The sequence below is a fragment of the Bacillus gobiensis genome, from assembly GCF_001278705.1.
In the GTDB taxonomy this organism is placed as follows: Bacteria; Bacillota; Bacilli; order Bacillales; family Bacillaceae; genus Bacillus; species Bacillus gobiensis.
On the sequence record NZ_CP012600.1, the window covers coordinates 4534919 to 4560038 of the forward strand.

General features: G+C 39.5%; 22 protein-coding genes, 2 pseudogenes and 1 riboswitch. Of the genes and pseudogenes, 13 read left to right on the forward strand and 11 right to left on the reverse strand.

All coding sequences use genetic code 11. From position 1 onward, the window contains the following. The first annotated feature begins 32 nt into the window (after positions 1 to 32). The 6 genes and pseudogenes from AM592_RS22710 to AM592_RS22735 all read left to right on the forward strand — a co-directional run bounded on the left by AM592_RS22710 (position 33) and on the right by AM592_RS22735 (position 6712). Complete coding sequence (locus AM592_RS22710) at positions 33 to 1181, forward strand: aromatic ring-hydroxylating oxygenase subunit alpha (RefSeq protein WP_053605875.1); 1149 nt, start codon at positions 33 to 35, stop codon at positions 1179 to 1181. 388 nt (positions 1182 to 1569) lie between these two features. Then, positions 1570 to 2937 carry an MFS transporter gene (locus AM592_RS22715; protein WP_225970303.1) on the forward strand — a complete coding sequence of 456 codons (1368 nt, stop codon included), beginning with the start codon at positions 1570 to 1572 and terminating at the stop codon, positions 2935 to 2937. Between the two features lie 152 nt (positions 2938 to 3089). Beyond that, entirely contained in the window at positions 3090 to 4349 is a 1260-nt protein-coding gene (locus AM592_RS22720; RefSeq protein WP_053605876.1) for a quaternary amine ABC transporter ATP-binding protein, read from the forward strand. Then, the gene (locus AM592_RS22725; protein WP_053605877.1) at positions 4346 to 5209 is read left to right on the forward strand and encodes an ABC transporter permease; all 864 of its coding nucleotides are present in this window, start codon (positions 4346 to 4348) and stop codon (positions 5207 to 5209) included. The genes AM592_RS22720 and AM592_RS22725 overlap by 4 nt, the downstream gene beginning before the upstream one ends. A 31-nt stretch (positions 5210 to 5240) precedes the next feature. Next, on the forward strand, positions 5241 to 6164 hold the full coding sequence (locus tag AM592_RS22730) for a glycine betaine ABC transporter substrate-binding protein (RefSeq protein WP_053605878.1): 924 nt from the start codon (positions 5241 to 5243) through the stop codon (positions 6162 to 6164). A 57-nt stretch (positions 6165 to 6221) separates the two neighbouring features. Further along, positions 6222 to 6712 (forward strand): annotated as a pseudogene (locus AM592_RS22735) (redoxin domain-containing protein). Positions 6713 to 7177: 465 nt separating this feature from the next. Here the strand turns inward: AM592_RS22735 and AM592_RS22740 are convergent. The 9 genes from AM592_RS22740 to glyA all read right to left on the reverse strand — a co-directional run bounded on the left by AM592_RS22740 (position 7178) and on the right by glyA (position 15841). After that, positions 7178 to 7480, reverse strand: a complete 303-nt coding sequence (locus AM592_RS22740; RefSeq protein WP_053605879.1) for an iron-sulfur cluster biosynthesis family protein — start codon at positions 7478 to 7480, stop codon at positions 7178 to 7180. Between the two features lie 39 nt (positions 7481 to 7519). Continuing rightward, entirely contained in the window at positions 7520 to 8398 is an 879-nt protein-coding gene (gene lipA, locus AM592_RS22745; RefSeq protein WP_053605880.1) for a lipoyl synthase, read from the reverse strand. Between the two features lie 170 nt (positions 8399 to 8568). Next, on the reverse strand, positions 8569 to 10053 hold the full coding sequence (gene gcvPB / locus AM592_RS22750; protein WP_053605881.1) for an aminomethyl-transferring glycine dehydrogenase subunit GcvPB: 1485 nt from the start codon (positions 10051 to 10053) through the stop codon (positions 8569 to 8571). Further along, positions 10046 to 11398, reverse strand: coding sequence for an aminomethyl-transferring glycine dehydrogenase subunit GcvPA (gene gcvPA / locus AM592_RS22755; RefSeq protein WP_053605882.1), 1353 nt, complete (start codon positions 11396 to 11398; stop codon positions 10046 to 10048). The genes gcvPB and gcvPA overlap by 8 nt, the downstream gene beginning before the upstream one ends. A gap of 1 nt (position 11399) precedes the next feature. Continuing rightward, the gene (gcvH, locus tag AM592_RS22760) at positions 11400 to 11795 is read right to left on the reverse strand and encodes a glycine cleavage system protein GcvH (RefSeq protein ID WP_053605883.1); all 396 of its coding nucleotides are present in this window, start codon (positions 11793 to 11795) and stop codon (positions 11400 to 11402) included. Between the two features lie 256 nt (positions 11796 to 12051). Beyond that, complete coding sequence (gcvT, locus tag AM592_RS22765) at positions 12052 to 13167, reverse strand: glycine cleavage system aminomethyltransferase GcvT (protein ID WP_053605884.1); 1116 nt, start codon at positions 13165 to 13167, stop codon at positions 12052 to 12054. 14 nt (positions 13168 to 13181) lie between these two features. Then, positions 13182 to 14063 (reverse strand): L-serine ammonia-lyase, iron-sulfur-dependent, subunit alpha, encoded by an 882-nt coding sequence (gene sdaAA, locus AM592_RS22770; protein ID WP_053605885.1) that lies wholly within the window; start codon positions 14061 to 14063, stop codon positions 13182 to 13184. Then, positions 14063 to 14575, reverse strand: a complete 513-nt coding sequence (locus tag AM592_RS22775) for a serine dehydratase beta chain (RefSeq protein ID WP_053605886.1) — start codon at positions 14573 to 14575, stop codon at positions 14063 to 14065. Before AM592_RS22775 ends, sdaAA begins: the two co-directional genes overlap by 1 nt. A gap of 15 nt (positions 14576 to 14590) precedes the next feature. After that, positions 14591 to 15841 carry a serine hydroxymethyltransferase gene (glyA, locus tag AM592_RS22780; protein WP_053605887.1) on the reverse strand — a complete coding sequence of 417 codons (1251 nt, stop codon included), beginning with the start codon at positions 15839 to 15841 and terminating at the stop codon, positions 14591 to 14593. 168 nt (positions 15842 to 16009) lie between these two features. Beyond that, positions 16010 to 16116, reverse strand: a riboswitch (glycine riboswitch). 511 nt (positions 16117 to 16627) lie between these two features. Here glyA and AM592_RS22785 point away from each other — a divergent pair. Then, positions 16628 to 17506, forward strand: coding sequence for a carbon-nitrogen hydrolase family protein (locus tag AM592_RS22785; RefSeq protein ID WP_053605888.1), 879 nt, complete (start codon positions 16628 to 16630; stop codon positions 17504 to 17506). 9 nt (positions 17507 to 17515) lie between these two features. Then, positions 17516 to 18184, forward strand: coding sequence for a GNAT family N-acetyltransferase (locus tag AM592_RS22790; RefSeq protein WP_053605889.1), 669 nt, complete (start codon positions 17516 to 17518; stop codon positions 18182 to 18184). A 482-nt stretch (positions 18185 to 18666) separates the two neighbouring features. Here AM592_RS22790 and AM592_RS22795 read toward each other — a convergent pair whose 3' ends face one another. Continuing rightward, positions 18667 to 19029 (reverse strand): winged helix-turn-helix transcriptional regulator, encoded by a 363-nt coding sequence (locus tag AM592_RS22795; protein ID WP_053605890.1) that lies wholly within the window; start codon positions 19027 to 19029, stop codon positions 18667 to 18669. 201 nt (positions 19030 to 19230) lie between these two features. On the opposite strand from AM592_RS22795, the gene zwf reads away from it, so the two are divergent. The 4 genes and pseudogenes from zwf (at position 19231) to AM592_RS22815 (ending at position 23746) form a co-directional block, all read left to right on the forward strand. After that, complete coding sequence (gene zwf, locus AM592_RS22800) at positions 19231 to 20682, forward strand: glucose-6-phosphate dehydrogenase (RefSeq protein WP_053606225.1); 1452 nt, start codon at positions 19231 to 19233, stop codon at positions 20680 to 20682. A gap of 136 nt (positions 20683 to 20818) precedes the next feature. After that, positions 20819 to 21721 carry a phosphogluconate dehydrogenase (NAD(+)-dependent, decarboxylating) gene (gene gnd, locus AM592_RS22805; protein WP_053605891.1) on the forward strand — a complete coding sequence of 301 codons (903 nt, stop codon included), beginning with the start codon at positions 20819 to 20821 and terminating at the stop codon, positions 21719 to 21721. A 163-nt stretch (positions 21722 to 21884) separates the two neighbouring features. Then, a pseudogene (locus AM592_RS22810) lies at positions 21885 to 22235 on the forward strand (D-lyxose/D-mannose family sugar isomerase); the annotation flags it as partial. 173 nt (positions 22236 to 22408) lie between these two features. Beyond that, positions 22409 to 23746: an ATP-binding protein gene (locus AM592_RS22815; protein WP_158320338.1), complete on the forward strand. Its 1338-nt coding sequence runs from the start codon at positions 22409 to 22411 to the stop codon at positions 23744 to 23746. A 127-nt stretch (positions 23747 to 23873) separates the two neighbouring features. On the opposite strand, the gene AM592_RS22820 is transcribed toward AM592_RS22815, so the two are convergent. After that, the gene (locus tag AM592_RS22820; RefSeq protein WP_053606226.1) at positions 23874 to 24314 is read right to left on the reverse strand and encodes an Lrp/AsnC family transcriptional regulator; all 441 of its coding nucleotides are present in this window, start codon (positions 24312 to 24314) and stop codon (positions 23874 to 23876) included. A 152-nt stretch (positions 24315 to 24466) separates the two neighbouring features. Between AM592_RS22820 and AM592_RS22825 the strand changes: the two genes are divergently transcribed. Further along, positions 24467 to 25084, forward strand: coding sequence for a YitT family protein (locus AM592_RS22825; protein WP_053605894.1), 618 nt, complete (start codon positions 24467 to 24469; stop codon positions 25082 to 25084). The last annotated feature ends 36 nt before the right edge of the window (positions 25085 to 25120 follow it).

The window sequence follows — 25120 nt, forward strand, 5'->3', positions numbered from 1 at the left end:
ATCTTTCCAAGCGGATAAAGGAGGAAAAAAAGATGGAAATGAATCAGACGACAGTAAGTGATCCAGGAAAATTACAGGCTACATTAAAAGGGGATCTCTATACATCTCCGGAAATTTTTGAACTAGAAAAAGAGCATATTTTCACAAAAAAATGGACTTTTGTTGGCTTTGAATATGAGGTAGGGAAGTCGGGTCATTATATTACAACAAAGGTGCAGAACGAAAATATTCTAATTATCAGAGGAAAAGACAATGTTCTTCGTGCGTTCTTAAATGTGTGCCGCCATCGTGGAGCGACACTATGCAATAACCCTTGTGGCAAAACGGGAATTATTCGCTGTCCTTATCATTCTTGGAGTTATGGTCTTGATGGTTCCTTGCTTGGAGTTCCAAATACAACTGAGTGCCGTGAAGAGTTAGTTAACAATGAAAACTATGGCTTAGAGCCAGTGCATCTCCAAGTATGGCATGGAATGATTTGGCTGAACCTATCTGAAAATCCACTGCCGGTTGAACAACAATTAGATACACAAATATTTGACCGTTTTGGCGACCTTGCTACATTTAGTCGATATCAAATTCAAAATTTAAAAGTCGCTCATCGTAAAGAGTACGAGGTAGCGGCAAATTGGAAGCTCATCGTGGAAAATTTCCAAGAATGTTATCATTGCTCTTCTATTCATCCTGAATTAACAGCGACTCTTCCGGAATTCCGTTCAGGCATTGGTACACAAAATACAGTCAGTGGAGCAGCCAAATTTAATGATGAGCTGGAAGCTTTCTCAATAAGCGGCAAAGGTAGCAGAGCGATGTTAAAAGGCTTACTTCCAGAAGATGATCGTTTATATTATGGCATAACGATTCTTCCACTCGTATTCATTAACTTAACACCGGATCATGTCATTATTCATCGTATCCTTCCAATTAGTCCGGAGAAATCGAAAGTTATTTGTGAATGGTTATTTGATCCGGAAGAAATTGAAAAGCCAGATTTTGATCCAGCAGATGCTGTTGAATTGTTCCATCGTGTCAATATGCAAGATTTTGAAGCGTGCGAGTGGTGTCAAGAAAACATGGGATCAAGATCATACAAGAATGGCGGGATTTTAGTACCGATTGAACAACACGTTTCCAAATTTTACGATCTCGTCTTAGAATCAATAGGCATGAAAGTCGAATAATCAATCCGGTTTGACACGATGTTCGCTATAGATGGACGAAAGCTATACGTGTCAAACCCTTTTTTAAAAAGTTAGTTTCTTTAAGTAGATGCTCTATACAGTCTTAAATTATCTATTTAGAAGGGGTGAGGAAAGTTTATTCTTTCTTTTTAATAAAGCGCATATGGAACGAATGTACTGCTGAAACTCTATTTTAAATGGAGATGTGACAGACGCGCTCGTAGGTGTGTTCCCCATTTGGTGGATTCAACTTGTACACACTCCAAGGCAGGAAGTTATGATTTATTGACATTATTTAGTCAAGGGAAACTTCGTGTAATTGGAAAAATGGGAGGATGAAAAGGAGATGAATTTATTAATATTAGAATAATGGAGGGGGGATTATGAAGTGCGTACACTGGAAGAAATGCCTTTAGGTAAATTTCACTTTCAAATGTTCTTCTACACGGGCGGGGGAGCCTTTATTGACGGGTACATCATTGGCATTATCGCAGTAGCCTTGGCCGTTTTACAACCCCAGTTTGATATGTCGTTAACCGTAGTCGGTATGATAGCAATGGCTATGTATGTTGGCATGTTTTTTGGTGGAATACTGGGGGGATATTTAACGGATCTTATTGGACGAAAGAAGATGTTTATTCTCGATTTATCCATTTTTGTAATTGCCTCGATTCCCCAGTATTTTGTGACTGACCCGATGCAGCTTGTCATTTTACGCTTTATTTTAGGATTCGCGGCTGGAGCTGATTATCCGATTTCCGCCACTTATATGGCGGAGTTTGCTCCTAGTAAGCACCGTGGCGCCTTGCTTGGTGGACTAATCGCTCTATGGTATGTTGGCTACGGCATGTCCTTCTTGGTGGGGTATTGGATGTTGGCTCTGGGTGAGGATAGCTGGCGTTGGATGCTGGCAAGCAGTGCCATTCCGGCCATCATTATTTTGCTGGCTCGCATAAAGATGCCAGAATCCCCTCTTTGGCTAGCAAGTAAAGGAAAAGAAAAAGGAGCCAACGCTATCATTCAAGGGATCTTTGGAAAAGATGTGGTCCTCTCCGAGTCCTTCGAGGCTAAAGAAAAGACGTCATTTATGGACATGTTTAAAAATGGGTATGGCAAATGGACCCTCTTTATCGCCCTATTCTGGACGCTTCAAGTGGCTCCTGCCTTTGCGATTGCTACCTTCATCCCTGAAGTATTAGGGCAATTAGGATTTGCGGATGGAAACAAGGAGTATCTGGGTTCTACGATCATGAGCCTCTTCTATTTAGTAGGATTAATACCAGCTGTCTACTTGGTGGAGAAAATTGGAAGGAGACCGGTGCTAATTTGGCCCTTTCTAGTCTCTGCGATTATTTTAGTGATTTTGGGAATAACGTCCAGCTGGCAGATGTCATTTACCTACAGTATTACATTATTTGTCATTTACGGTATTTTTAACACCAGTATGAATATCCACCAATGGATTTATCCGAATGAATTGTTTCCGACAAAGATTAGAGGAACAGCTGTAGGATTCGGCACCGGCATGAGTCGAATTGGTGCCTCTCTGAGTACATTTTTGTTTCCCATGATATTGGCTAATTACGGGTTGGAAATGACTTTGTATGTTTGTGCAGGCCTATTTTTTGCTGGGTTTCTGATTTCGTTAGTGATGGCTCCAGAGACCAGAAATATGACTCTGGAACAGACAAGTGCTTTAAACAAATCTAACGATAAACTTAGCAATAAACCTGATTCTAAGACAGGGATTATATAAATGATTGTTTAATAGGCTATTGGAATAAATGAGAATTTAATAAAATCAAAAGGGAAATTAACGCTCCAACAGTAGGAGGAAGCAGTGAACAAAAATTCAAAAATATCAAGGATCAACAAATGCCGAGAGGCTATTATGAGAGGAGAGTAAACATGCAACGAGAATCCGGATTTGCAGAACCCATCATTCGTGTCTCCAATGTTTCAAAAGTATTTGGACGTCAAAAGGAACAAGCACTTGAACTACGAAAGTTAGGACAAAGCAAGCATGAAGTCGAACAAGAAACAAAAACAACTGTTGCCATATTCGATGCTAATTTTGAAGTAAAAAAGGGAGAAATATTTGTGTTAATTGGACTGTCTGGCAGTGGAAAATCCACATTGCTTAGATGTTTAAATGGACTTATCGAACCAACAGAAGGCATGGTGTTTCTTGAAAATGACGATATTGCACATATGGCTAATAGGCAGCTTCAGCAAGTTAGACGCAACAAAATTGGTATGGTCTTCCAAAACGTCGGGCTCTTACCAAATCGCACAGTGATTGATAATGTTACGTTTGGTTTAGAACTGCAAGGTGTACCTGCAGGTGTGAGAGAGAAAAAAGGGAAAGATGCGCTTGAGCTGGTGGGATTGAACGGTCAGGCGTATAAGCGTATTTATGAATTATCAGGAGGTATGCAGCAGCGTGTCGGCTTAGCAAGAGCGCTTGCCTCTAACCAAGAAATCTTACTAATGGATGAACCTTTCTCAGCTCTGGATCCTCTTATTCGCCGAGAGATGCAAAAGTTATTTCTTGATATTCAAGGAGAAATTCAAAAAACCGTTATTTTTGTGACTCATGATTTAGATGAAGCACTCACTTTAGGGCATCGTGCGGCAGTGATGAAAGATGGGGAAATTGTACAGCTTGGAACAGCTGAAGAGATTTTGAGCCGGCCTGCAACCGATTATGTAAAACAGCTTGTACAAGATGTTGATTACAGCAAAATTCGCCTGACAAAGAGTGCCATGACACCTGTTGAAGTTTTTGCATATGAAAACGAGTCACCGCAAGTTGTATTACGGAGAATGAAAACAAACAAACTATCAAACATTTTTGTTCTAGATAGACGGCACCATTTATTAGGTATTTTAAACATTCACGAAGTAGCAGAACTAGTTGAGTTTCATAAACAAAGTTTAATAGGAAAAGTGGAAAACCAAATGCATCGTGTTCATCTGGATGTTCCTTTAAGAGAAACTCTCCCTCTATTTATAAACAACGATCTTCCAGTAGCGGTTGTTGATTATCAAAACCGTTTAGAAGGAATGATCACACAAAGTACACTGATTGCGAGTTTAACAGAGCAAATAAAAGGGGATGAGGAGCAAGATTTTGACTCTTATCAAATGGAGGGGGTACAAAGATGACAAAGATAACTATGACTTCTTCGTTTATACCTCGTATTCCTCTAGATCAATGGGCTAATAATTTAGTAGATTTTGTGACAAATCGTTTTTCGGGGGTATTTAATGTAATAAATGACACCATGACAATTGTAATTGGGGGGCTTGAATGGCTATTAACGACCCCGTCTCCGTTAGTAATGGTAATCATTCTTGTGGCGCTTGCCGGCTGGTTAACGAACTGGAAAATAGCTGTTTTTACAGGTTTAGGATTGCTCCTCATTATAAGCTTAAATTTATGGGAGGCATCTATGCTTACATTGTCTCTCGTTTTAGCCTCTACCATGATTTCTCTTCTCTTCGGTGTTCCGTTAGGTATTCTATCCTATCGTTTTGACAGGGTGAGAGCGGTGGTAAATCCTTCGCTCGATATTATGCAAACAATGCCTGCTTTCGTTTATTTAATACCCGCTGTTCTTCTGTTCGGGTTAGGGAACGCAACAGCTCTTATTGCTACTTGTATTTTTGCGATGCCTCCGGCTGTACGATTAACGTTATTAGGTCTTCAACAAGTTCCGAAAACGACTGTGGAAGCAGCCGAAGCATTTGGAGCAACAGAATGGCAAAAGTTAATCAAAGTGCAGTTACCCTTAGCTTTGCCAATGATTATGTCCGGTGTAAATCAAGTCATTATGTTGTCTCTTTCCATGGTCGTTATTTCATCAATGGTCGGAGCAGGTGGTTTAGGAGCAGAGGTATTAAGAAGTATTAGTATGCTAAATGTTGGATTAGGTTTTATTGGAGGTATTTCTGTTGTGATTATCGCGATTATTTTGGATAGAATGACACATCTTGCTGCTCAGAAAAAAAGGGGCATTCAATAGGAAAAACAGAACGGATAGGAGTGATATTTCATTGAAACAAACAAAAAAACTTTTCATTATTATTACAACCATATTAATGATGGTGTTTGTAACGGCATGTGGGAGTAGTAATAGTAGTAGTACGAGCAATACAGAAACAGATACGGACCAGGGTAAGTCAAATAAAGGGGGAAATAAGGAAAAGGAAATAACTATTGGATACATACCATGGGATGAAGATGTAGCTGTCACTTTTTTATGGAAAGAGTTGTTAGAGAAAAAAGGATACAAGGTTAAAGCTGTTCAGGCAGATGTCGCCCCTATCTTCTCTGGAATGGCCCAAGGAAATGTTGATCTATTTTTAGATGTTTGGATGCCGTCTACACACGGCTCTTATATGGATAAGTTTGGTGATGATTTGGAAGTGCTGGGAACGTGGTATGATCAAGCGGATAACGGACTAGCGGTACCTGACTATTTAGATGTGCAATCAATAGAAGATTTAAAGAACTATAAGGATAAATTAAAAGGAAAAATCATCGGGATTGAACCGGGGGCCGGTTTAATGGGCGTCAGTAGAAAAGCATTACCTGGTTATCGATTAAATGATTGGGCTTTAGTTGGAAGCAGTACACCAGCTATGTTAGCAGAACTGGACAAAGCTGTATCGAATAAAGAACCGATTGTGGTTACATTATGGCGTCCTCACTGGGCATTCGAAAAATACAATCTGCGTTATTTAGACGACCCTAAAAAACTTATGAATCCAAACGGAGCTGAAGAGCTTCAAGCGGTTAGCCGCAAAGAATTCTCAGCAGATTACCCTGAAGTCGCTAAATGGCTTGGAGAGTTTACAATTACCTCAGATCAGTTAGCGAAGCTAGAATCTGAGATTAAAAATTCCACAATTGAAGCAGAAGGCGTAAAAAAATGGATTTCTAAGAATAGAAGTGTGGCAAAAGCTTGGGTGGAGTAATGATTGTAAAAGTGTATTTAAAATTAAGCATAAAAAACTTAGAGGAGGGATGGAATTATGAAGTTAAGAGAACAAATGCCAGAGTTAACAGGTGGCACTTCCTGGATTAATGGAGAAATAACAAAAGAACAATTGGTTGGAGAAAAAGTAACATTAATTCATTTCTGGTCTGTAAGCTGCTTTTATGTAAAGAAGCTATGACGGATATAAATAAACTACGCGATGAATATACGGATCACTTGAATGTTGTAGCAGTTCATATGCCTCGATCAGAAGATGACTTGGATCTAAATGTGATTAAAGCAATGGCGCTGGGGCATGATATTATACAGCCTATTTTGGTAGACAGTGAACTTAAATTAACGGATGTATTTGAAAATAAGTACGTTCCAGCTTACTACGTATTTGATAAAGAAGGAAAGCTTCGTCATTTTCAAGCCGGAGGGAGTGGTATGAAAATGCTTCGTAAACGCATTGAACGTGTATTAAATGATAATAACCAAGAGTTAATCAAAGGAGACAGTAAGACAGAATTATTAAGAAACTAAGGTGCTTGTTTATCTTGTAGTAGAGACAAAAAGGAATAGCTTTAATTTATTACTCTATGTGAATTAAGGAATCAGCAAGCAACCAAGTACGCTGCATGAAACTTAGCTGCCTGCTGATTTCTTGATTTCAGAGTATCTTTCGTTTTAATAGAGAATAAAAAAAGAGCGTATCTAGTGGTCGTTCAACACTTGATATGCTCTTTTATATAATTAGATCTTCACTTTTATAAGAATAAACGTTTATATTGAAAGGTGGATAAATCCAATGGGGAAATTACGAAAATTCTTAATGGTGATTTCCGGAATCTGAGGGTCTTCATTAAGAGCGGGAATTGAAATTTGATACGATCTCCATTCCTGCCAATGTCCTCACCCTCCGCAATCTTCGTTTATATTATATTGTCTGCTGCATAGAACATACTGAATTGCTTGTCTTTCTCCTGCTTAGAATCTATGAGAACGTACTTATTTGCCCCCTGCACATGCACTTGAAGTTAAGATTTCTCCAATAAGAAAGCCACGTTCATCTGTATAATCAATTTGGACCTCTTCATCTAAATAACGTTTAGTAAAACGATCCATTCGAAATTGAATTCCATCACATTCAATAACTGTATCGTTGCAGCGCGGTTTATCAAGAACAATCGCAAATTTGACAGATAGTCCGCAGCCGCCTGCTATATCAGCGTCAATCCGAAGAAATTGTTCCTCCTTCAACTCTATTGCTTGTAGCTTGTCCATTGCTGTCTCTGTTAATGTTATAACCATTGAATCCTCTCCTTCTCACCAATGTCTTATCTTACCTGATTACACATTCGCTTTCGCTGCTTGAATCTGTTCATCAGCATGGTAGGAAGAACGAACGAGTGGACCTGCTTCACAGTGGCTAAACCCTTTTGACAATGCAATTTCCTTCAATTCCTTAAATTCTTGTGGATTCCAATATTTTTGTACTTTCAAATGACGTTTGGTCGGCTGCAAATATTGACCTATTGTCATAATGTCAACATCGTTAGCCCGAAGGTCATCCATCGTTTCCATGATTTCTTCTTTGGTTTCTCCCAGACCAATCATAATACTTGATTTCGTTGGAATAATGGCGTTTATGTGTTTTGCGCGTCTCAAAAACTCAAGTGAACGTTCATATGTTGCACGTGCACGAACTGACGGTGATAAGCGTCTCACAGTTTCAATGTTGTGATTTAATATGTCTGGTCTTGCATCCATTAATATTTTTAAGTTGTCAAGTTCCCCATTCATATCAGATGGAAGGACTTCAATGCTGCAAAACGGATTGCGGTGCCTCACTGCCCGTACCGTTTCCGCAAAAACTCGAGCCCCACCGTCTTTTAGATCATCTCGGGCAACAGCCGTAATCACGACATGCTTTAAGCCCATCTGTTCCACTGATTCTGCCACACGTTCCGGCTCTTCCCAATCAAGCTCTGTCGGAAGCCCTGTTTGAACCGCACAGAATCGGCAAGCACGTGTGCATACACTTCCTAAAATCATAAAGGTTGCCGTTTTACGTACAGCCCAACATTCATGAATGTTAGGACATTTCGCTTCTTCACAGACCGTATGGAGCTTTTTTTCGCGCATCATTTTTTTAAATCCTATATATTGTTCATTCGTATTTAATTTAATTTTGAGCCATTCTGGTTTACGAACATAATCGGTGGTCATATCATTCACTCCTAAGTGCGGACCATAAAATCGACTGAAACCAGTCACGCATATGATATCTATCCAGTATTGACGTTGATTTATTTAAAACCACCAAGAATGAACAAGCGAGAAAATATGTTTCTCTTTACCTCCATTCCTGGTGATTCATTTTCAACCCAAAAAGTAGTTTATGCTTTTGCGGTTTCTTTCTCTGCTGCTTCCTCTTTTGTATAACGCAAGATTGGTTGTCTAGCTGCTCGCACTTCATCCAATCGGCCAATGACTGTTGTATGCGGCGCCTCTAATACGACACCAGGATTTTCTTCCACTTCTTTGGCAATTTGAATCATAACATCTGCAAAGGCATCCATGGTTTCTTTTGACTCTGTTTCGGTCGGTTCAATCATTAAACATTCCTCTACATTTAAAGGGAAGTAGATCGTTGGCGGATGATAGCCAAAATCAAGTAGACGTTTTGCCATATCAAGTGTTCTTACACCCAGCTTTTTCTGTCTGGAACCAGATAACACAAATTCGTGCTTGCAAATTTGCGAATACGGTGCTTCAAAATACGGCTCAAGCTTTTTACGAAGATAGTTCGCATGAAGCACTGCACCTTCAGATACTTGACGTAGTCCATCTGGCCCCATTGTGCGTATATAGGTATACGCACGAACCAAAATACCAAAGTTTCCATAATACCCTTTCACACGGCCGATTGATAGCGGATAAGTAGAATTCAGCACATATTTCTTACCATCTTTTTCTATACGTGGCACTGGTAAATACGGAAGGAGCTTTTTTTTCACACCGACTGGACCGGCGCCCGGGCCGCCGCCGCCATGAGGCGTGGTAAACGTCTTATGAAGATTTAAATGCACGATGTCAAAGCCCATTTTACCTGGTGTTGTTTTTCCTAAAATTGCATTAGCATTTGCGCCATCATAGTATAATAAGCCACCTGCTTCATGAACAACTTTAGCGATTTCCACAATTTCTTTTTCAAACAATCCAAGTGTATTAGGGTTAGTTAACATCAATGCGGCTGTATCATCGTCAACGTGCTTCTTTAATTCTTCTAAATCCACCAAACCATTTTCATTGGATGGAATAGTGACCGTTTTAAAACCGGCAACGGTTGCACTTGCAGGATTTGTACCGTGTGCTGAGTCCGGAACCAGTACCTTTGTTCTTTTTTCTCCTTTTTGCTCAAGATAAGCCTTTACCATCATTAAACCGGTCCATTCCCCTTGAGCCCCTGCAGAAGGCTGTAATGTCACCGAATCCATGCCTGTGATCTCAGCCAACTCTTCCTGTAATTCATATAAAAGCTCTAATGCCCCTTGTACCGTTTCAGCTGGCTGATACGGATGGATACGGCTAAAGCCCTCGAAACGTGCCACGTCTTCATTAATTTTCGGGTTGTATTTCATCGTACAAGAACCAAGCGGGTAGAAACCATTATCGATTCCGTGGTTTTTATTAGAAAGTGCTGTATAATGGCGCACAAGCTGAAGCTCTGATACTTCCGGGAGCTCGGCTGGTAGATCACGAATCAAATGTTTCGGAAATTTATCATTTAAATCAATGCTTTCCACGTCACTTTCCGGAAGACTTGACCCCACACGCCCTGGACGACTGATTTCAAAGATTAGCTCTTTATATTCAACCATTTACAATCGCCTCCAATACCTCTACAAATTTGTCAATCTCTTCTTTTGTTCGCTGTTCAGTCACTGCAATGAGCATTTGATTATCAACGCCGTAATCACTTCCTAAGTCAAATCCTCCGATGATTCCTGCTTCAAGAAGTTTTTCATTGACTTCCTTGACTGGATGGGGAAGTTCCACCACAAATTCATTAAAAAATGGTGCCTGATTCACAATAATAAATCCTTTCCTTTGTAGGGACTTTGCCATGTAATCAGCTTTCTCAACATTCAGCTGTGCCATTTGACGAATTCCTTGCTTTCCGAGTGCTGCCATACAAATAGAAGAGGCAAGAGCATTTAAAGCTTGGTTGGAACAAATATTTGACGACGCTTTATCGCGGCGAATATGCTGTTCACGTGCTTGCAATGTTAACACGAATCCACGGTTTCCTTGCTCATCTTTCGTTTGTCCTACAATACGACCGGGTACTTTGCGCATAAATTTTTGATGAACCGCAAAATACCCGCAGTGTGGACCGCCAAAGGCCATTGGTATTCCTAAAGGTTGCATATCACCGATAACTATATCGGCCCCGAGTTTACCTGGTGCCTGCAGAAGCGCTAATGCCAGTGGGTTGGCACTGACGATGAAAAGTGCTCCTTTTGCCTCCGTAATTTTCTTTATATATGATAAATCTTCAATGGAACCAAAGAAGTTCGGGTATTGAACAATGACGGCAGCAGTGTCCTTTTCAATTTGTTCTTGCAGCTTTTCCAAGTCTGTAACATCAGCAGCAAGATTCACTTCATCCGCTGTAAACCCTTGTCCATCTGCTACCGTATTTAAAATGGCACGGGATTCAGGATGAACGGCCTTTGATACAAGCACTCTTGAACGTCTTGTTGAGGCAACGGCAAGTGATGCAGCTTCTGCAAGTGAAGTAAAGCCGTCGTACATCGAAGAATTGGCTACATCCATTCCTGTCAGCTCACAAACCATGGTTTGAAACTCAAAAATGGCTTGTAACTCACCTTGGCTGATTTCTGGTTGATAGGGAGTATACGCTGTATAAAATTCGGAACGTGAAATCATATGATTTACTACACTTGGAATGTAATGATCATATGTACCGGCACCGAGAAAAGTCGGATAGTGATTGGCATTTTTGTTTCGTGAAGAAAGTCCATGCATTTTTTTCAAAAGAAGCGATTCAGGAACAGCTTTCGGAATGTTGAGCTCACCATCTAACCGAATGTCAGATGGAATATCTTCAAATAACTCATCTATGGAAGAAATATTCAAAAGAGCGAGCATCTCCTCTTGATCTTGTTTCGTATCAGGAAGGTATCTATAAGTATTGGTCATCTTATGCCTCTCCTTCATTAATAAATGCTTGATATTCATCCTCATTTAAAAGCGATTCTAACTCTTCCGGATTGGATATTTCTACTTCTACTAACCAACCTTCTTCATATGGCTGTCCGTTGATCGTCTCAGGAGTATCGTACAGTTCCTCGTTTACGCGAAGAACCGAACCTGATACTGGAGCGTAAAGTTCAGAAACTGCTTTAACTGATTCAACTGTTCCCATGGATTCATCAGCTGTTACTTTATCATCGACTGCAGGGTTTTCAACAAAGACGATATCTCCTAACTGCTTTTGTGCATAATCAGTGATTCCGATTCGTACTCGATTTCCGTCTAATTGTAATACCCACTCATGTTCCTTGCTGTATAGTAAGTTTGCTGTCGTATTTGTCATTATTTTTATTCCTTTCATAATATCTTTTTGTAAAATTATGATTATTTATAAAATTATTCGAGAGATTTTTTCTTTCACATGACTGCATGTAAGGTGACTTGAAATCCCTGAATATTATCCTATGACTCTATTAAGAAAAGCGTAAGGCGTCCTTAAGTGTCAACAAACGTTTGGCTAGATCCGAGAGTCGATTACGCTTGGAGCTAGACACATGAACTCGTTAAAAAAGAGAGACTTTCTAATCCTATTAAAAATTTCAAGAACCATTTTTATAGAATGGCGCTTTGACAACAATGGCATCAATCATCTTATTACGGATTTCAACTTTTAGCTGCGTCCCGGCTTCAGCATGTTCCGCCGATATGATTGCAAGACCTAAGTTTTTCTTTAGAGACGGGGAATGGGTACCGGATGTAATAAAGCCGATCTCCTCTTCACCCGCTGAGAATACTTTGTAACCATGACGAGGTATGCCCCTTCCTGTTACTTCAATCCCAACTAATTTCCGTTTTAACCCTTCTTCTTTTTGAGCCGTAAGGATGTCTTTGCCGATAAAATGACTTTCTTTGTTCGTTTTAACGGCAAAACCGATTCCTGCTTCAAGCGGACTAATTTCATTTGTGAGTTCTTGGCCATACAGCGCAAGACGTACTTCAAAGCGAAGAGTGTCACGCGCACCAAGTCCACATGGTTTTAAGCCATCTTCCTTTCCCACTTCTAGAAGATTATCCCAAAGTGCTTCTGCTTTATCCGCTGCCAAATAAAGTTCAAAACCGTCCTCCCCTGTGTAACCTGTTCGGGATATAAGCACATCTGTAATCCCATTTAGATTGGTATGTTGAGCAAAGCGGAAAAAACCAATTTCAGTTAAGTCTGTTGCCGTTAACTTTTGTAAGATGCCTTCTGCCTTTGGACCTTGGATAGCAAGCTGTGCAAGGTCACTTGAAATATTATGAAGCGTCACGTCTCCTCTTAGATGTAGCTCCATCCACTCGTAATCTTTTTCAATGTTTGCTGCATTAATCACAAGTAGGTACTTTTCATTCGCTAACTTGTAAACAACCAAGTCATCGACTGTACCACCGTCCGGATAACACATAGCTGTATATTGTGCCTGATTGATACTCAGTTTTGTTACATCGTTTGTTACAAGGTGATTAATATAACTCTCCGCACCTTTACCTTCAACAAGCACTTCTCCCATATGAGAGACATCAAAGAGTCCTGCTTCCTTTCGGACAGCCTCATGCTCTTCTAAGATGCTTGAAAACTGTACCGGAAGTTCCCATCCGCAAAAATTAATGACCTTTGCACCGTATTTTATATATTTTTCAAAAAGCGGTGTTCGCTTTAATACTGTTCCTGTGCTCATTAATTCACCTCCGATTAAAATCTTTTACAAAATAACTGTTCTTTTACCTTTTTACCTGTTTCGGTCATGGCGAGACCGCCAAGTGCCGTTTCCCGAAGTGTTCGAGGCATATCTTTTCCAATCCTATACATCGCTTCAATGACTTCATCACATGGAATTCGGCTTTCCACACCAGCAAGAGATAAATCTGCAGCTGAAAAGGCAATCGATGTGCCAATCGCATTTCGCTTTATGCAAGGTACTTCAACAAGACCGGCAACTGGGTCACAGACTAAACCTAATAGTGATTTCATGGAAATTGCTGTCGCATTCACGGCTTGTTTTGGTGTACCTCCTTTTAGCTCTACGATTGTCCCCGCAGCCATAGCCGCTGCAGATCCTACTTCTGCTTGACACCCCCCGGCTGCTCCTGAAATAAAGGAACGATTCGCAATCACAAAACCAAGCATACTAGCCGTAAACAAGCCCATGACTAAGTCTTTATAAGAGGCACCCTCATTTTTATGCAATGAAAATAATACACCGGGCAAAATACCGGCTGCTCCAGCTGTTGGAGTAGCCACAATAACGCCCATTCGTGCATTGCTTTCAGAGGTTGCCAGGGAGAAAGTCATTGCATCACTAATATAATTTCCTGACAGCGTTTTTCCTTGATTGATGTAGTCATACATTTTCACAGCATCCCCGCCGGAAATACCACTTGGTGCAGTCGAGGCATCGTTCATCCCACTATCAACGGCTTCTTTCATTTTGATCAATCGCTCTTCCATCATGTTGATAATGGTTTCTTCGTCTTTTCCTGACTTTTTCACTTCCATCATCAGCATCATTTCACCAATGGTTTTTTGCTCACGCTCACAAGCTTCAATCAACTCCACCATGGATTTTACTTCCATTACATTTCCTCCATAAGTAATTTCTTACTTAGTTGATACTGATTGGCAATATCTCCAAAGTCATCACCAGCGCTTAGACGAATATCTATCATCTCTTCGTCAATCATAAAGATTTTAGATAGGCCACCCCCAAGTGATACACCGCCAACTTTTACAATGCAATCACCGCGTTTGACTGTCACGATTGTTGTATTTGGGTGGTCAAAATAGACGCATCTGTCTTCAAACTCCAAATAGTACTGCATTCCATGCTCTTTTGCCGATTCTAAGGATTGTTTAATTCGTGGATCATCTGCATCCATTCCAAGCAATCCACCAAGCAGTGCTTTATCCGTTCCATGTCCTTGATAAGTTTCAGAGAAGGAATCGTAAAATACAATATTAGCCTCCTCTGGACAACCGCCTAACAGGTCATGAATAAATTTTCCGATTGACACGACACCTGCCGTATGAGAGCTCGACGGTCCCACCATAATTGGGCCGATTATATCAAAACAACTTTGATATTCCATGACGATGCCTCCTTCTTATACAGTGATTAGCTGTTGAAATAACGGATATGACCCACAAATCGCTTTAGTCGTTTCTTTTGCTTGTTCAAGAACTTCTATGTCTCCTTTGCTTTTTAGAACAGCAGCGATCACTTTCCCAATCTTCACCATTTCATCCTGCTTCATGCCACGAGTTGTTAAAGCTGCTGTTCCCATACGAATCCCGCTTGTGACAAACGGACTTTCAGGATCATATGGAATCGTGTTTTTATTGACGGTAATACCCGCTTCTTCTAATAATTTCTCTGCTTCTTTTCCTGTTAAGTTCCACGGACGCACATCTAAAAGGACAATATGATTATCAGTGCCTCCAGAGACAAGCGTTGCCCCTTCTTTCTTTAATGTTTCGCCAAGTGTTACTGCGTTTTCCATGATTTGTTGGGCATAAGCCTTAAAACTTGGCTGCAAAGCTTCGTTGAAGGCAACCGCCTTGGCTGCAATGATGTGCATTAACGGTCCACTTTGAATCCCTGGGAACACGGCTCTATTAATATCTTTCATAATCTCCTCATCATTTGTTAAAACGATACCGCCGCGCGGCCCTCTCAATGTTTTATGCGTCGTACTTGTCACCACATCCGCATATGGTACTGGAGATGGGTGAAGACCTGCTGCGACAAGTCCTGCAATATGAGCCATATCCACCATGAGTTTGGCTCCAACTTGATCTGCAATTTCCCTAAAGCGTGTAAAATCAATCGTTCTTGAGTAGGCGCTTGCTCCTGCAATGATCAATTTTGGTTTCTCTTTTTTCGCCATGGCTTTCAGCTCATCGAAATCTATCAAGTGAGTATCTTTTCTTACGCCATAGGACACAATCTCAAACCATTTTCCTGAAATGCTGACAGGGCTTCCATGAGTTAAGTGGCCACCATGTGAAAGATTCATTCCCATCACTTTATCACCAGGCTGAAGCAATGCATAAAAAACAGCAAGGTTTGCTTGTGCACCCGAGTGTGGCTGGACATTTGCATATTTGGCACCAAACAGCTTGGTTAGGCGCTCAATAGCCGCTTGTTCTGCCACATCAACAAATTCGCATCCGCCATAGTAACGCTTCCCTGGATAGCCTTCTGCATATTTATTTGTCATCACGCTTCCCATTGCTTCTAATACATCTTCGCTTACGAAGTTTTCTGATGCGATCAACTCCAGTGTTTGATGTTGACGATGTCGCTCCTTCTCAATGGCTTCAAAAATGGTGGAATCATTTTGTCGTAAACCCATTTTTACTCCTCCTTGAAATTTTGTTTAGATTCCATTGGCTGTACCAAACTATAACTTGAAGATATTAGTATAGTTAGAGACACTAACATTCTTTCTTGCTACTGACTTACTTTTCTGTGAAAACTTTTTTGCATACAAAAAAAGACAGAGAAGGGTAGTGTAGCGTCTCTACCCTTCTCTGTCCTTTTACCTGAGAGTTTAACTCCATTCATTTTTCATAGAGTCTTCCCCTTTGGTGGCGTCATACTATATACGCGCTCTCCAGAGTTGCGTCCACTTGTGGTCCCATCTACCTGAGAGATTTGTTCCAAGGGTCTTTTTGGAACTTGCTCCTTCGGCGGCTTTAAAATTTGCACTCTCCCACAACTGTCATCCGCGATATGTATTTACTAACAAATTAAGTTAACTTGCATTTAAAAGATCATACTTTACCTTTCTTCCTAATCTCCGTTAGTAGAATTAGCAACTTGTATATTTTAAAGTAAAGATTAGTTAATGATATTTATACTAAGTTGTTAGATAGACTCACAGAGTTTTTTAATTTGAAGAATGTGAAGCGTTATAGAAAATAGGAGGGAATCGAATGAATGGATTGACTATTTTTCGATTTAAATTATCGTCGATATTTTCACAACGATTTCCTTTAGTGTATTTTTTGTTACTAAGTAAAACAAATGTGCGTACTTGTTAAAGGTTATTGTTTTTCTAATAATATTTACATCACTAAATCATAATATAGATGCAAAGAAATTTTACCGGAATAATTGTAAGAAGAAGGAGGAGCTTATGAAACTAAGAGTCTCGGCAGTTCAATATCATCTTCATACCATACAATGTTTTGATGAATTCGCAAATCAAGTGGAACACTATGTTAAAACGGCAGAAGAATTCGGAGCTGATTTTGTCCTATTTCCTGAATTTATCACAACTCAACTCATGTCCATAGGCAACCAACTAGGTCAACCCTTGACCATCCAGGATATCCCACATTTTACTGATCAGTATCGTTCTTTATTTATGAGTTTGGCGATAAAAAACCAGATACATATTATTGGAGGAACACATGTCATTAATAGAGGGGGGCGTTTATATAATGTTGCCCATTTATTCTATCCAGATGGAAGAATAGAGGAACAAGCAAAGCTTCATATCACTCCAACTGAATTGGCAGAATGGAACATGACTCCTGGTGAAAGCCTAGAAGTGTTTGAGACTAAAAAAGGAAGAATCTCCATCTTAACCTGCTACGACATTGAATTTCCAGAAGTTGTTCGAATGGCAAAAGCGAAGGGGGCCGATATTATTTTCTGTCCTTCTTGTACAGATGATCGTCATGGGTTCTACCGTGTCCGTTACACCAGCCATGCGAGGGCAGTCGAAAACCAAGTCTATGTTGTCTCCACTGGTACAGTGGGCTCTCTTCCTACTGTAGATTTTATGAGAGCGAACTTCGGACAAGCGGCTGTGATTACACCAAATGATATCCCCTTTCCTCCTCGTGGCATCCTAGTAGAAGGAGAGGTTAATGAAGATATGGTTGTGACTACAGATCTTGATTTAGAACTGTTATATCAAGTTCGGGAAAATGGCTCGGTGACCACGTGGCGTGATCGACGTATTGATCTTTATCCAGATTGGGAAAAAGAATCTGTTATCCAAGCGTAAGGAGGAAGTATGGCATATTTCAAGGATTTTTTCGTATTTGACCAGAATCATCCCATTCCTGCAGTAATCCGAAATTATGAAGAAAAAGACTTTCCTGACTTAATTCTTATTCAGAAAGAAAGTTTTCCTCCTCCTTTCCCGTCTGAATTATGGTGGAAAACAGAACAGTTGAAAAACCATGTTACCTTGTTTTCCGAAGGAGCTTTGTGTATAGAGGTTAATGGAGAAATTGCCGGCTCAATAACCGCTTTGTTGGTTGATTTTGATCCAACTAATCCTGAACATACATGGGAAGAAATCACAGATAATGGATATATTCGAAACCATAACCCAAATGGCAATACGCTCTATGTTGTTGATATTGGCGTACGTCCCTCCTTCCGGAAATTAGGTTTGGGGAAATGGCTGATGTCATCCATGTATGACGTTGTTATATATAAGCAACTGGAACGGCTGTTAGGTGGTGGAAGAATGCCGGGATATTATAAAAAAGCAAAGGAAATGACGCCAGAGCAATACCTAGAAGCTGTCATAAAAGGCGAATTAAAGGATCCGGTAATTACATTTTTGCTTCGTTGTGGCCGCACCCCAATTCAAGTAATAGCTAATTATTTAGAGGACCAAGAATCATGTAATTACGGAACACTAATGGAGTGGAGAAATCCTTTTTATACATGAATATTTTGAGAAGGAGTCTTTATAAAAAAAATTTTTTAATTGTCAGGCTGTTGAAAAATATTTTCAACAGCTTTTTTTACGTACTTTGCCAAAAAGTTGTGCACGGTGTGGTATCTAAGAAGGGGCGTTGGCGGCAGCTTATTTGATGTCTGACTCCTTTCATAAAAAGTCGAATTAATAAAAAATATAATTTTATACAGAATCTAAAATAGCTAAGAAAAATTGCCTGGAACGATTAAGTGAATGAGGGCAGGATCACCCACAGAAAAAATCTGAAACCATGAAAGATGGCGTTTGTGAAGAAGAAAAAAAGAGATGACATGATGTAGAACAATTGATTCAGTCAGTGGCTGCTTTTGCAGGGGAGGGAAGCATAAAGGAATTAGGTAAGAAGAAACATTAAAATACCACATGCAACAATCTTATAAAAAAGTTGCTGCACGTGGTGTGTTTGGCCATCCTATAATTTAACTCAAGTAGTTCTATTGTATAGATTCGTTTTTTTCCTCGATTTTCATGTTAGTTTCCATGTAGTTTTTACCCCATTGGTACATTGATTCGAGAATGGGCAGTAGGGTTTTTCCTTGTTCAGTCAGTGAGTATTCTACTTTAGGAGGTACAACGGGATAGACTTCACGATGAATAATAAGGTCTTCTTCTAATTCTCTCAATTGGTTTACAAGCATTCTTTGAGTGATACTCGGTATGAGAGATTTTAGCTCGTTAAAGCGCTTTGTTCCCTCTTTGCCTAAATGCCATAAAATCAACATTTTCCATTTTCCACCAATAACAGCAAGTGTTAATTCCTTTTCACAGTTAAACGTCTTATTACAAAGATGCCCCATTAGTTCCCCTCCCTATTTATTCATCTTAATCAAAGTATACTTTTAGACACTATGTAAAAATAAAGTGTGTACTTACACATAATTATTATAAACAGTATACTTAGTTCTAACAAGAGGAAAAAAACATAGGAGGGAAATCGAGTGAATACTTCAACTATTCCAATTGATAAGAATGCTCTTGATGTCATAAAGACGATGGAATTGGATTCTATGACCTTTGTTTTGTTTGGGGCAACAGGGGATTTGGCTAAAAGGAAAATCTTTCCTGCTTTATATAATTTGTTTATTAATGACAAGATGCCTGATGCATTTTCGATTATAGGTTTAGGAAGAAGAGTATGGTCTCACTATTCATTTCAAACCCATGTTGAACAATCAGTTAAAACATTCTCTAGGCGTTCAATCAACGATACTTCCAAAATGGAAAAGTTTCTTGATGCATTTCGATATTGTTCCTTGGACGTAACAAAGAATGAAGATTATAAAAGTTTACTTGAAATTATTGAAAGACGCGAAGGGCAATTACATATCCCTGAAAACCGCATGTTTTATTTATCGGTTGCACCGGAGTTTGTGGATGTCATTACCTCAAATATTAACGAAAGTGGGTTAAGCCCTAAAAAAGGATGGAAACGCCTCATTATAGAAAAGCCATTTGGACATGATCTAAATTCAGCTTTAGAGCTAAACGAAAAATTAAGCCGGGCATTTGAAGAAGAGGAGATTTATCGCATAGACCATTATCTTGGAAAGCCCATGATCCAAAACCTTAAGGTATTAGAATTTGCTAATCCTGTGCTTCAAGCGTTATGGAATAATCAGCACATTGCCAATGTGCAAATTACGGCAAGTGAGACAGTTGGAGTAGAAGATAGAGCCGATTATTACGACCATGCAGGGGCCGTCCGAGATATGTTTCAAAACCATTTGCTACAGCTTCTAATGATGATCGCAATGCATCTCCCTAACAACATCAATGCCGAAGAGATTAGGAATGAGAAGAGAAAAATTATGGAGTTTCTTAGGCCTTTAGAGAAGGAAAGTGTCCTAACAAATGTTATACGCGGGCAATATTCCTCAGGCGAAATTGATGGCAAAGCGGTTGTTGGATATACAGAGGAGCCTGGAATTGGGGATTATTCAACAAATGATACTTTCATTGCTGCTCGTTTATGGATTGATGATCGTTTTTGGAGCGGGGTCCCATTCTATATCCGTACAGGAAAAAGAATGAAGGAAAAATCAACACGCATCGTAATTGAATTCAAAAACGCATCGGAAGATATGTCTCAACAAAATGCAATAGCTCCTAACCTTCTAATCATCCAAATTAGTCCGCACGAATGTGTTTCACTGCAATTAAATATGAAAAACTCATTAACGAATCAAATTGAGCCTATCACTGTAAATTTTTCAGCTAATTCTAATGATATGCCAGAGGCCTATGAACTTTTGTTGCTCGATGCTTTCCGCGGTGATTCAAGGTTCTTTGCACATTGGAAAGAAGTTGAACTATCGTGGGAATGGGTACAGCCGGTCCTCGAAGCATTTGGGGAAAATCTCCTTCCGCTTCATCCCTACCGTTCAGGCTCATTGGGTCCTGAAGCTTCACATCATTTATTGCAAGAGGATGGTTTTATTTGGTGGGACTAAATTCTTGGATGTGAAGGGCTGGATGTTAAAGGGCAAAAAGTTGTTTTACTGTTAACCATAGATAATTCCTAGAAAAAAGATGAATGACAAAAAAGCCAAAAATCTTTTTATAAAACTACTTAAAGGAGACGTCAATATGAAGGTCGGTTTAATCGGTTTAGGAAAAATGGGATTGAACATAGGTAAGAATTTAATTGATCTTAAGCATGAAGTCACGGCTTTTGATCTAAATCAACGGGCTGTAGAAGAAATGGAAAAGTACGGAGCTAAAGGTACTTCTAGTTTGTTAGAGCTTGTTCAATCATTAGAGCAGCCAAGAGTTCTTTGGTTAATGGTTCCCCATACAGTTGTTGATTCAGTGATTAATGAACTTACGCCATTATTAAATAATGGGGACATCGTCATTGAAGCAGGGAATTCTCACTACAAGGAATCCATTAACCGGTACAATCGGTTAAAGCAATATGGTGTTAGCTTTATGGATGTTGGAACATCCGGCGGGATGGAAGGTGCCCGTAACGGAGCTTGTTACATGGTTGGTGGCGATCCTGAATCTTGGAATGTTGTAGAAACTATTTTCCGTGACACTGCAATAGAAAACGGATATTTATATGCAGGAAAAGCAGGAAGCGGTCACTTTCTAAAAATGGTCCATAATGGGATTGAATATGGGATGATGGCTGCTATTGGTGAAGGGTTTGATGTTTTAGAGAAAAGCGAATTTGATTATGACTACGAAAAAGTGGCAAGAGTATGGAACAATGGGTCAGTGATTCGTTCATGGCTCATGGAGTTAACAGAGCGGGCCTTTTCTAAAGATGAAAAATTAGAAGAAATAAAAGGGATTATGCATTCTTCAGGTGAAGGGAAATGGACTGTTGAAACAGCTCTCGATCTACAAACAGCCACGCCTGTTATTGCTTTGTCCCTATTAATGCGTTACCGCTCTTTGGAAGTTGATACCTTTACAGGAAAAGTAGTAGCTGCTCTACGTAATGAATTCGGAGGACATGCTGTAGAAAAAGTGAGAATACGATAAACGATTGTGACAATATTTGTTTTAAAAGATTGTTTAAGAAGAGAAGGTTTTCAGTAAGTAGTTACTGCTCACTATGGAAGGTAACGAACTCCAAGCATTCGATTAAAAAAGGACGCGTGTCAGTACACTAATGGGGATACTTCCTAAAGGGAAAACAACGCATGCAAAAGAACTTGTCCCGTTCCCTTATCAAACATGCCCTGAGCATAAACACCCAAGGCGGAAAGATGGAACTCCTGGGAAGCAAGAAACATTCCGCTGCCGCTTTGGACGTATCCATTTGTTTGTGGAAGGCGAGGCAATTGTGCCACCGACTGTTCTGCCGCCAGTGGAAGACCTTGAGTATTATACAGCCCAGAAGGAAATTATTCTTCATCCTGGTGAGCAATATACAATTGAGCCCGATACGCTCCACTGGTTTCAAGCTGGTGAGCTCGGAGCGATCATCTCTGAGTTTTCCTCGAACAGTGATGATGCATCGGATGTGTTTACTGATGTTCGTGTAAAGCGATAAGGACGAATAATTGAGCAGCCTAAGTTCCTGTAACAAGGGGGATCAGGTTGTTTTTTTAGTTAATGTATAAGTATGGAAACTAAAAAGGTATATGTAGTGTAGACAAGTGAACAGACTTGTAAGAAAAATAAATAAAATATCCTAGCAGGGTTTAGTATATGTTTTGGAGTATTATGAGACTAAAGAATTATTTTTTCATTAATGCTCTAAAAGACTGGACTGATGCAATGATCGAGTCAATCGAACAGGTTTCCTACCATATTTTAGTCATGATCCTACCAATGGTTATTTACCATTTATTCATCAAAGAAGACAAACTTAATAGGAAGAAATTCATTTCTTTTTTGTTTGGAACATTGTTCATTTCTCTGTTTTTAACCATGACAAATCCAGTATTATTTTCTGATGGTTACCATTATGATTTTCGGGTTATTCCGATCATCATTGCTTTCTTGTATGACGGGGTGAAGCCAGGTGTAATGCTTGTGGGGCTCATGCTTATGTATCGTTATTGGTTTGGAGGGAATGGTTTTTATGTTACGTTGGTTAATTATTTCATTGCAGCAGTGGCTCTTATTTTAATTAGCAGAAACTTTTCTTCTTATCCTTTGAGGAAAAAATTATATAGCATTAGTCTCTTTTTCTGGGGAATTGCGTTCACAAGAGCAATCAGCCTGCTATTGTTAAACGAGCTGGCACAACTGATTTCCATGATGCTTTTCTCCTTCCTGACTTATGTAACTCTCTTAATCCTTGTACTCATCATTGAAAATTTAGATATTCAAATCGTTTATAAAAAACAAATTATCGACTCAGAGAGACTGAATACGATCAGTCAGTTGGCAGCTTCGGTTGCCCATGAGGTAAGAAATCCGATGACATCTGTCAAAGGTTTTTTGCAATTGATGAAAACGAACGACAATTTAAATGAAAAGCAGATGAAGTATATTGCTATTTCTTTAGAAGAATTGAAAAGAACAGAGGGAGTCATTAACGATTATTTATCTTTAGCCAAACCAGGCAAAGAGGTGAAAGAAGAGATACAAATCTCCTTTGAAGTCCAATCGGCAATAGATATAATTACCTCCTATACTAATACTCATAATATTGCTATCTTTTCATCAATTGAGGAAGGACTGTTTATTAAAGGAAATAGAAGTGAATTGAAGCAGGCTCTATTAAATATTATGAAAAACGGGGTAGAGGCCATAGATTCAAATGGCACGTTAACGATAAATACGTATAAAAAAAATAATAATGTGTGTATTGAAATTATTGATAACGGGATAGGCATGACAAAAAAACAAATCCAGAATCTCGGCACGCCATACTATTCAACAAAAATCAAAGGAACCGGAGTCGGTTTAACTATCACTTACAATATTATTAAAGAAATGAACGGTACGATTTCAGTCACCAGCAAAAAGGATGTAGGAACCACTTTTTGTATCGAATTGCCTTTATTAATGATTAATGCAACTGCTGTTTATGACAAGGCCGAAGTATTATGAGCTTTCGGAGCAGGAACTAAATCAAGCTCCTGCTTCAAAACCTGGCAGTACAGAAAACATGTGACTGACTCGGATATATCACTTTTTCTGTCCAGCTTTGTCGAACGGTGAAGATTCACTTTATCGTTCAACCCTCTTCAGGCAGCATGTGACGAAATGGAACAGGTGATGAAATAATAATCGACGTATTCGGAATCCCGTAAGGAATCAACCGGTCGATAAGCAGTCCCATGGCACCGATTCCGCTGACAGCTGCTTTCATAAAATAAGATACCTCGCCAGTCACCCGGTGGCACTCTATGATTTCTTCCTGCTCTTGAATAAAGCTTTCAAATTTTTGCGGAGTTACCTGAAGCCCTGTGATCCGAATAATCATCAATGTATCCTTTCCCAGTTTTGCTGGAGAAATTCTTGCGCCAAAGCCTTCAATTACCCCGCTCTCTTGCAGCTTGGCTATTCGTTCTGAAATGCTCGGCCTGCTTAATGCCAATCGTTTGGAAAGCTCACTTATTGTAATCCGCCCATCCTCCTGCAAAAGCTGCAGCAATTTCACGTCCAATTGATCCACAAAAATCATCCCTTCAAATTGAATGCTTATTTCAATTTTTTTCTTCATTTTAAATGTTAGACATCCTAATTACCTTCACTATTCTATGTAAATCATCGTATCAAAAATGTACCATTAATAATATACAAAATGAGTAACAGGTGGTGGGATTGGTGAGAAAGCTTTCATATATAATATTGGGATGCATAATAACTGCTTTGGGAGTTATCATATTGAGACATTCTCATTTAATCACAGGCGGTACAGCAGGGCTCTCCCTAAATCTGTCCTACTTTTTTCACCTTCCGTTTGCCGTTATTTTCTTCGTTATTAATTTACCTTTTTATTTGTTTTCCATCATACAAATGGGCTGGCGATTTACGTTAATGACTCTTTTTTCTGTATCCTTATTATCAGTGCTAACATGGTTCGACGCTTTTCTTCCGGGATTTACGATTCCGCTGCTTTTTGGCGCCATAATAGGCGGGCTTTTCATCGGATTTGGACTCACTTTACTGTTTAAAAATGGGGCATCTCTTGGCGGGGCAAATATAATGGCATTATTTTTACAAAGAAAATACGGCTGGAATCCTGGCAAAGTTAACTTGATATTTGATATGGTTGTCGTTTGCAGTGGTATGTACACAGTAGGATTCAGCAATGGACTATCCTCGATTCTATCGATCGTTACTACATCAATCGTCATTAGCTGTTATAAACATCAAATTTCCTCAGGAAATGTTCAAAGGAAACCTGCTATACAGCCTGGAGTGACTACAATGCAGAACTAAGAAAAAAGAACACCAAAAATCAGGGTGTTCTTAGGC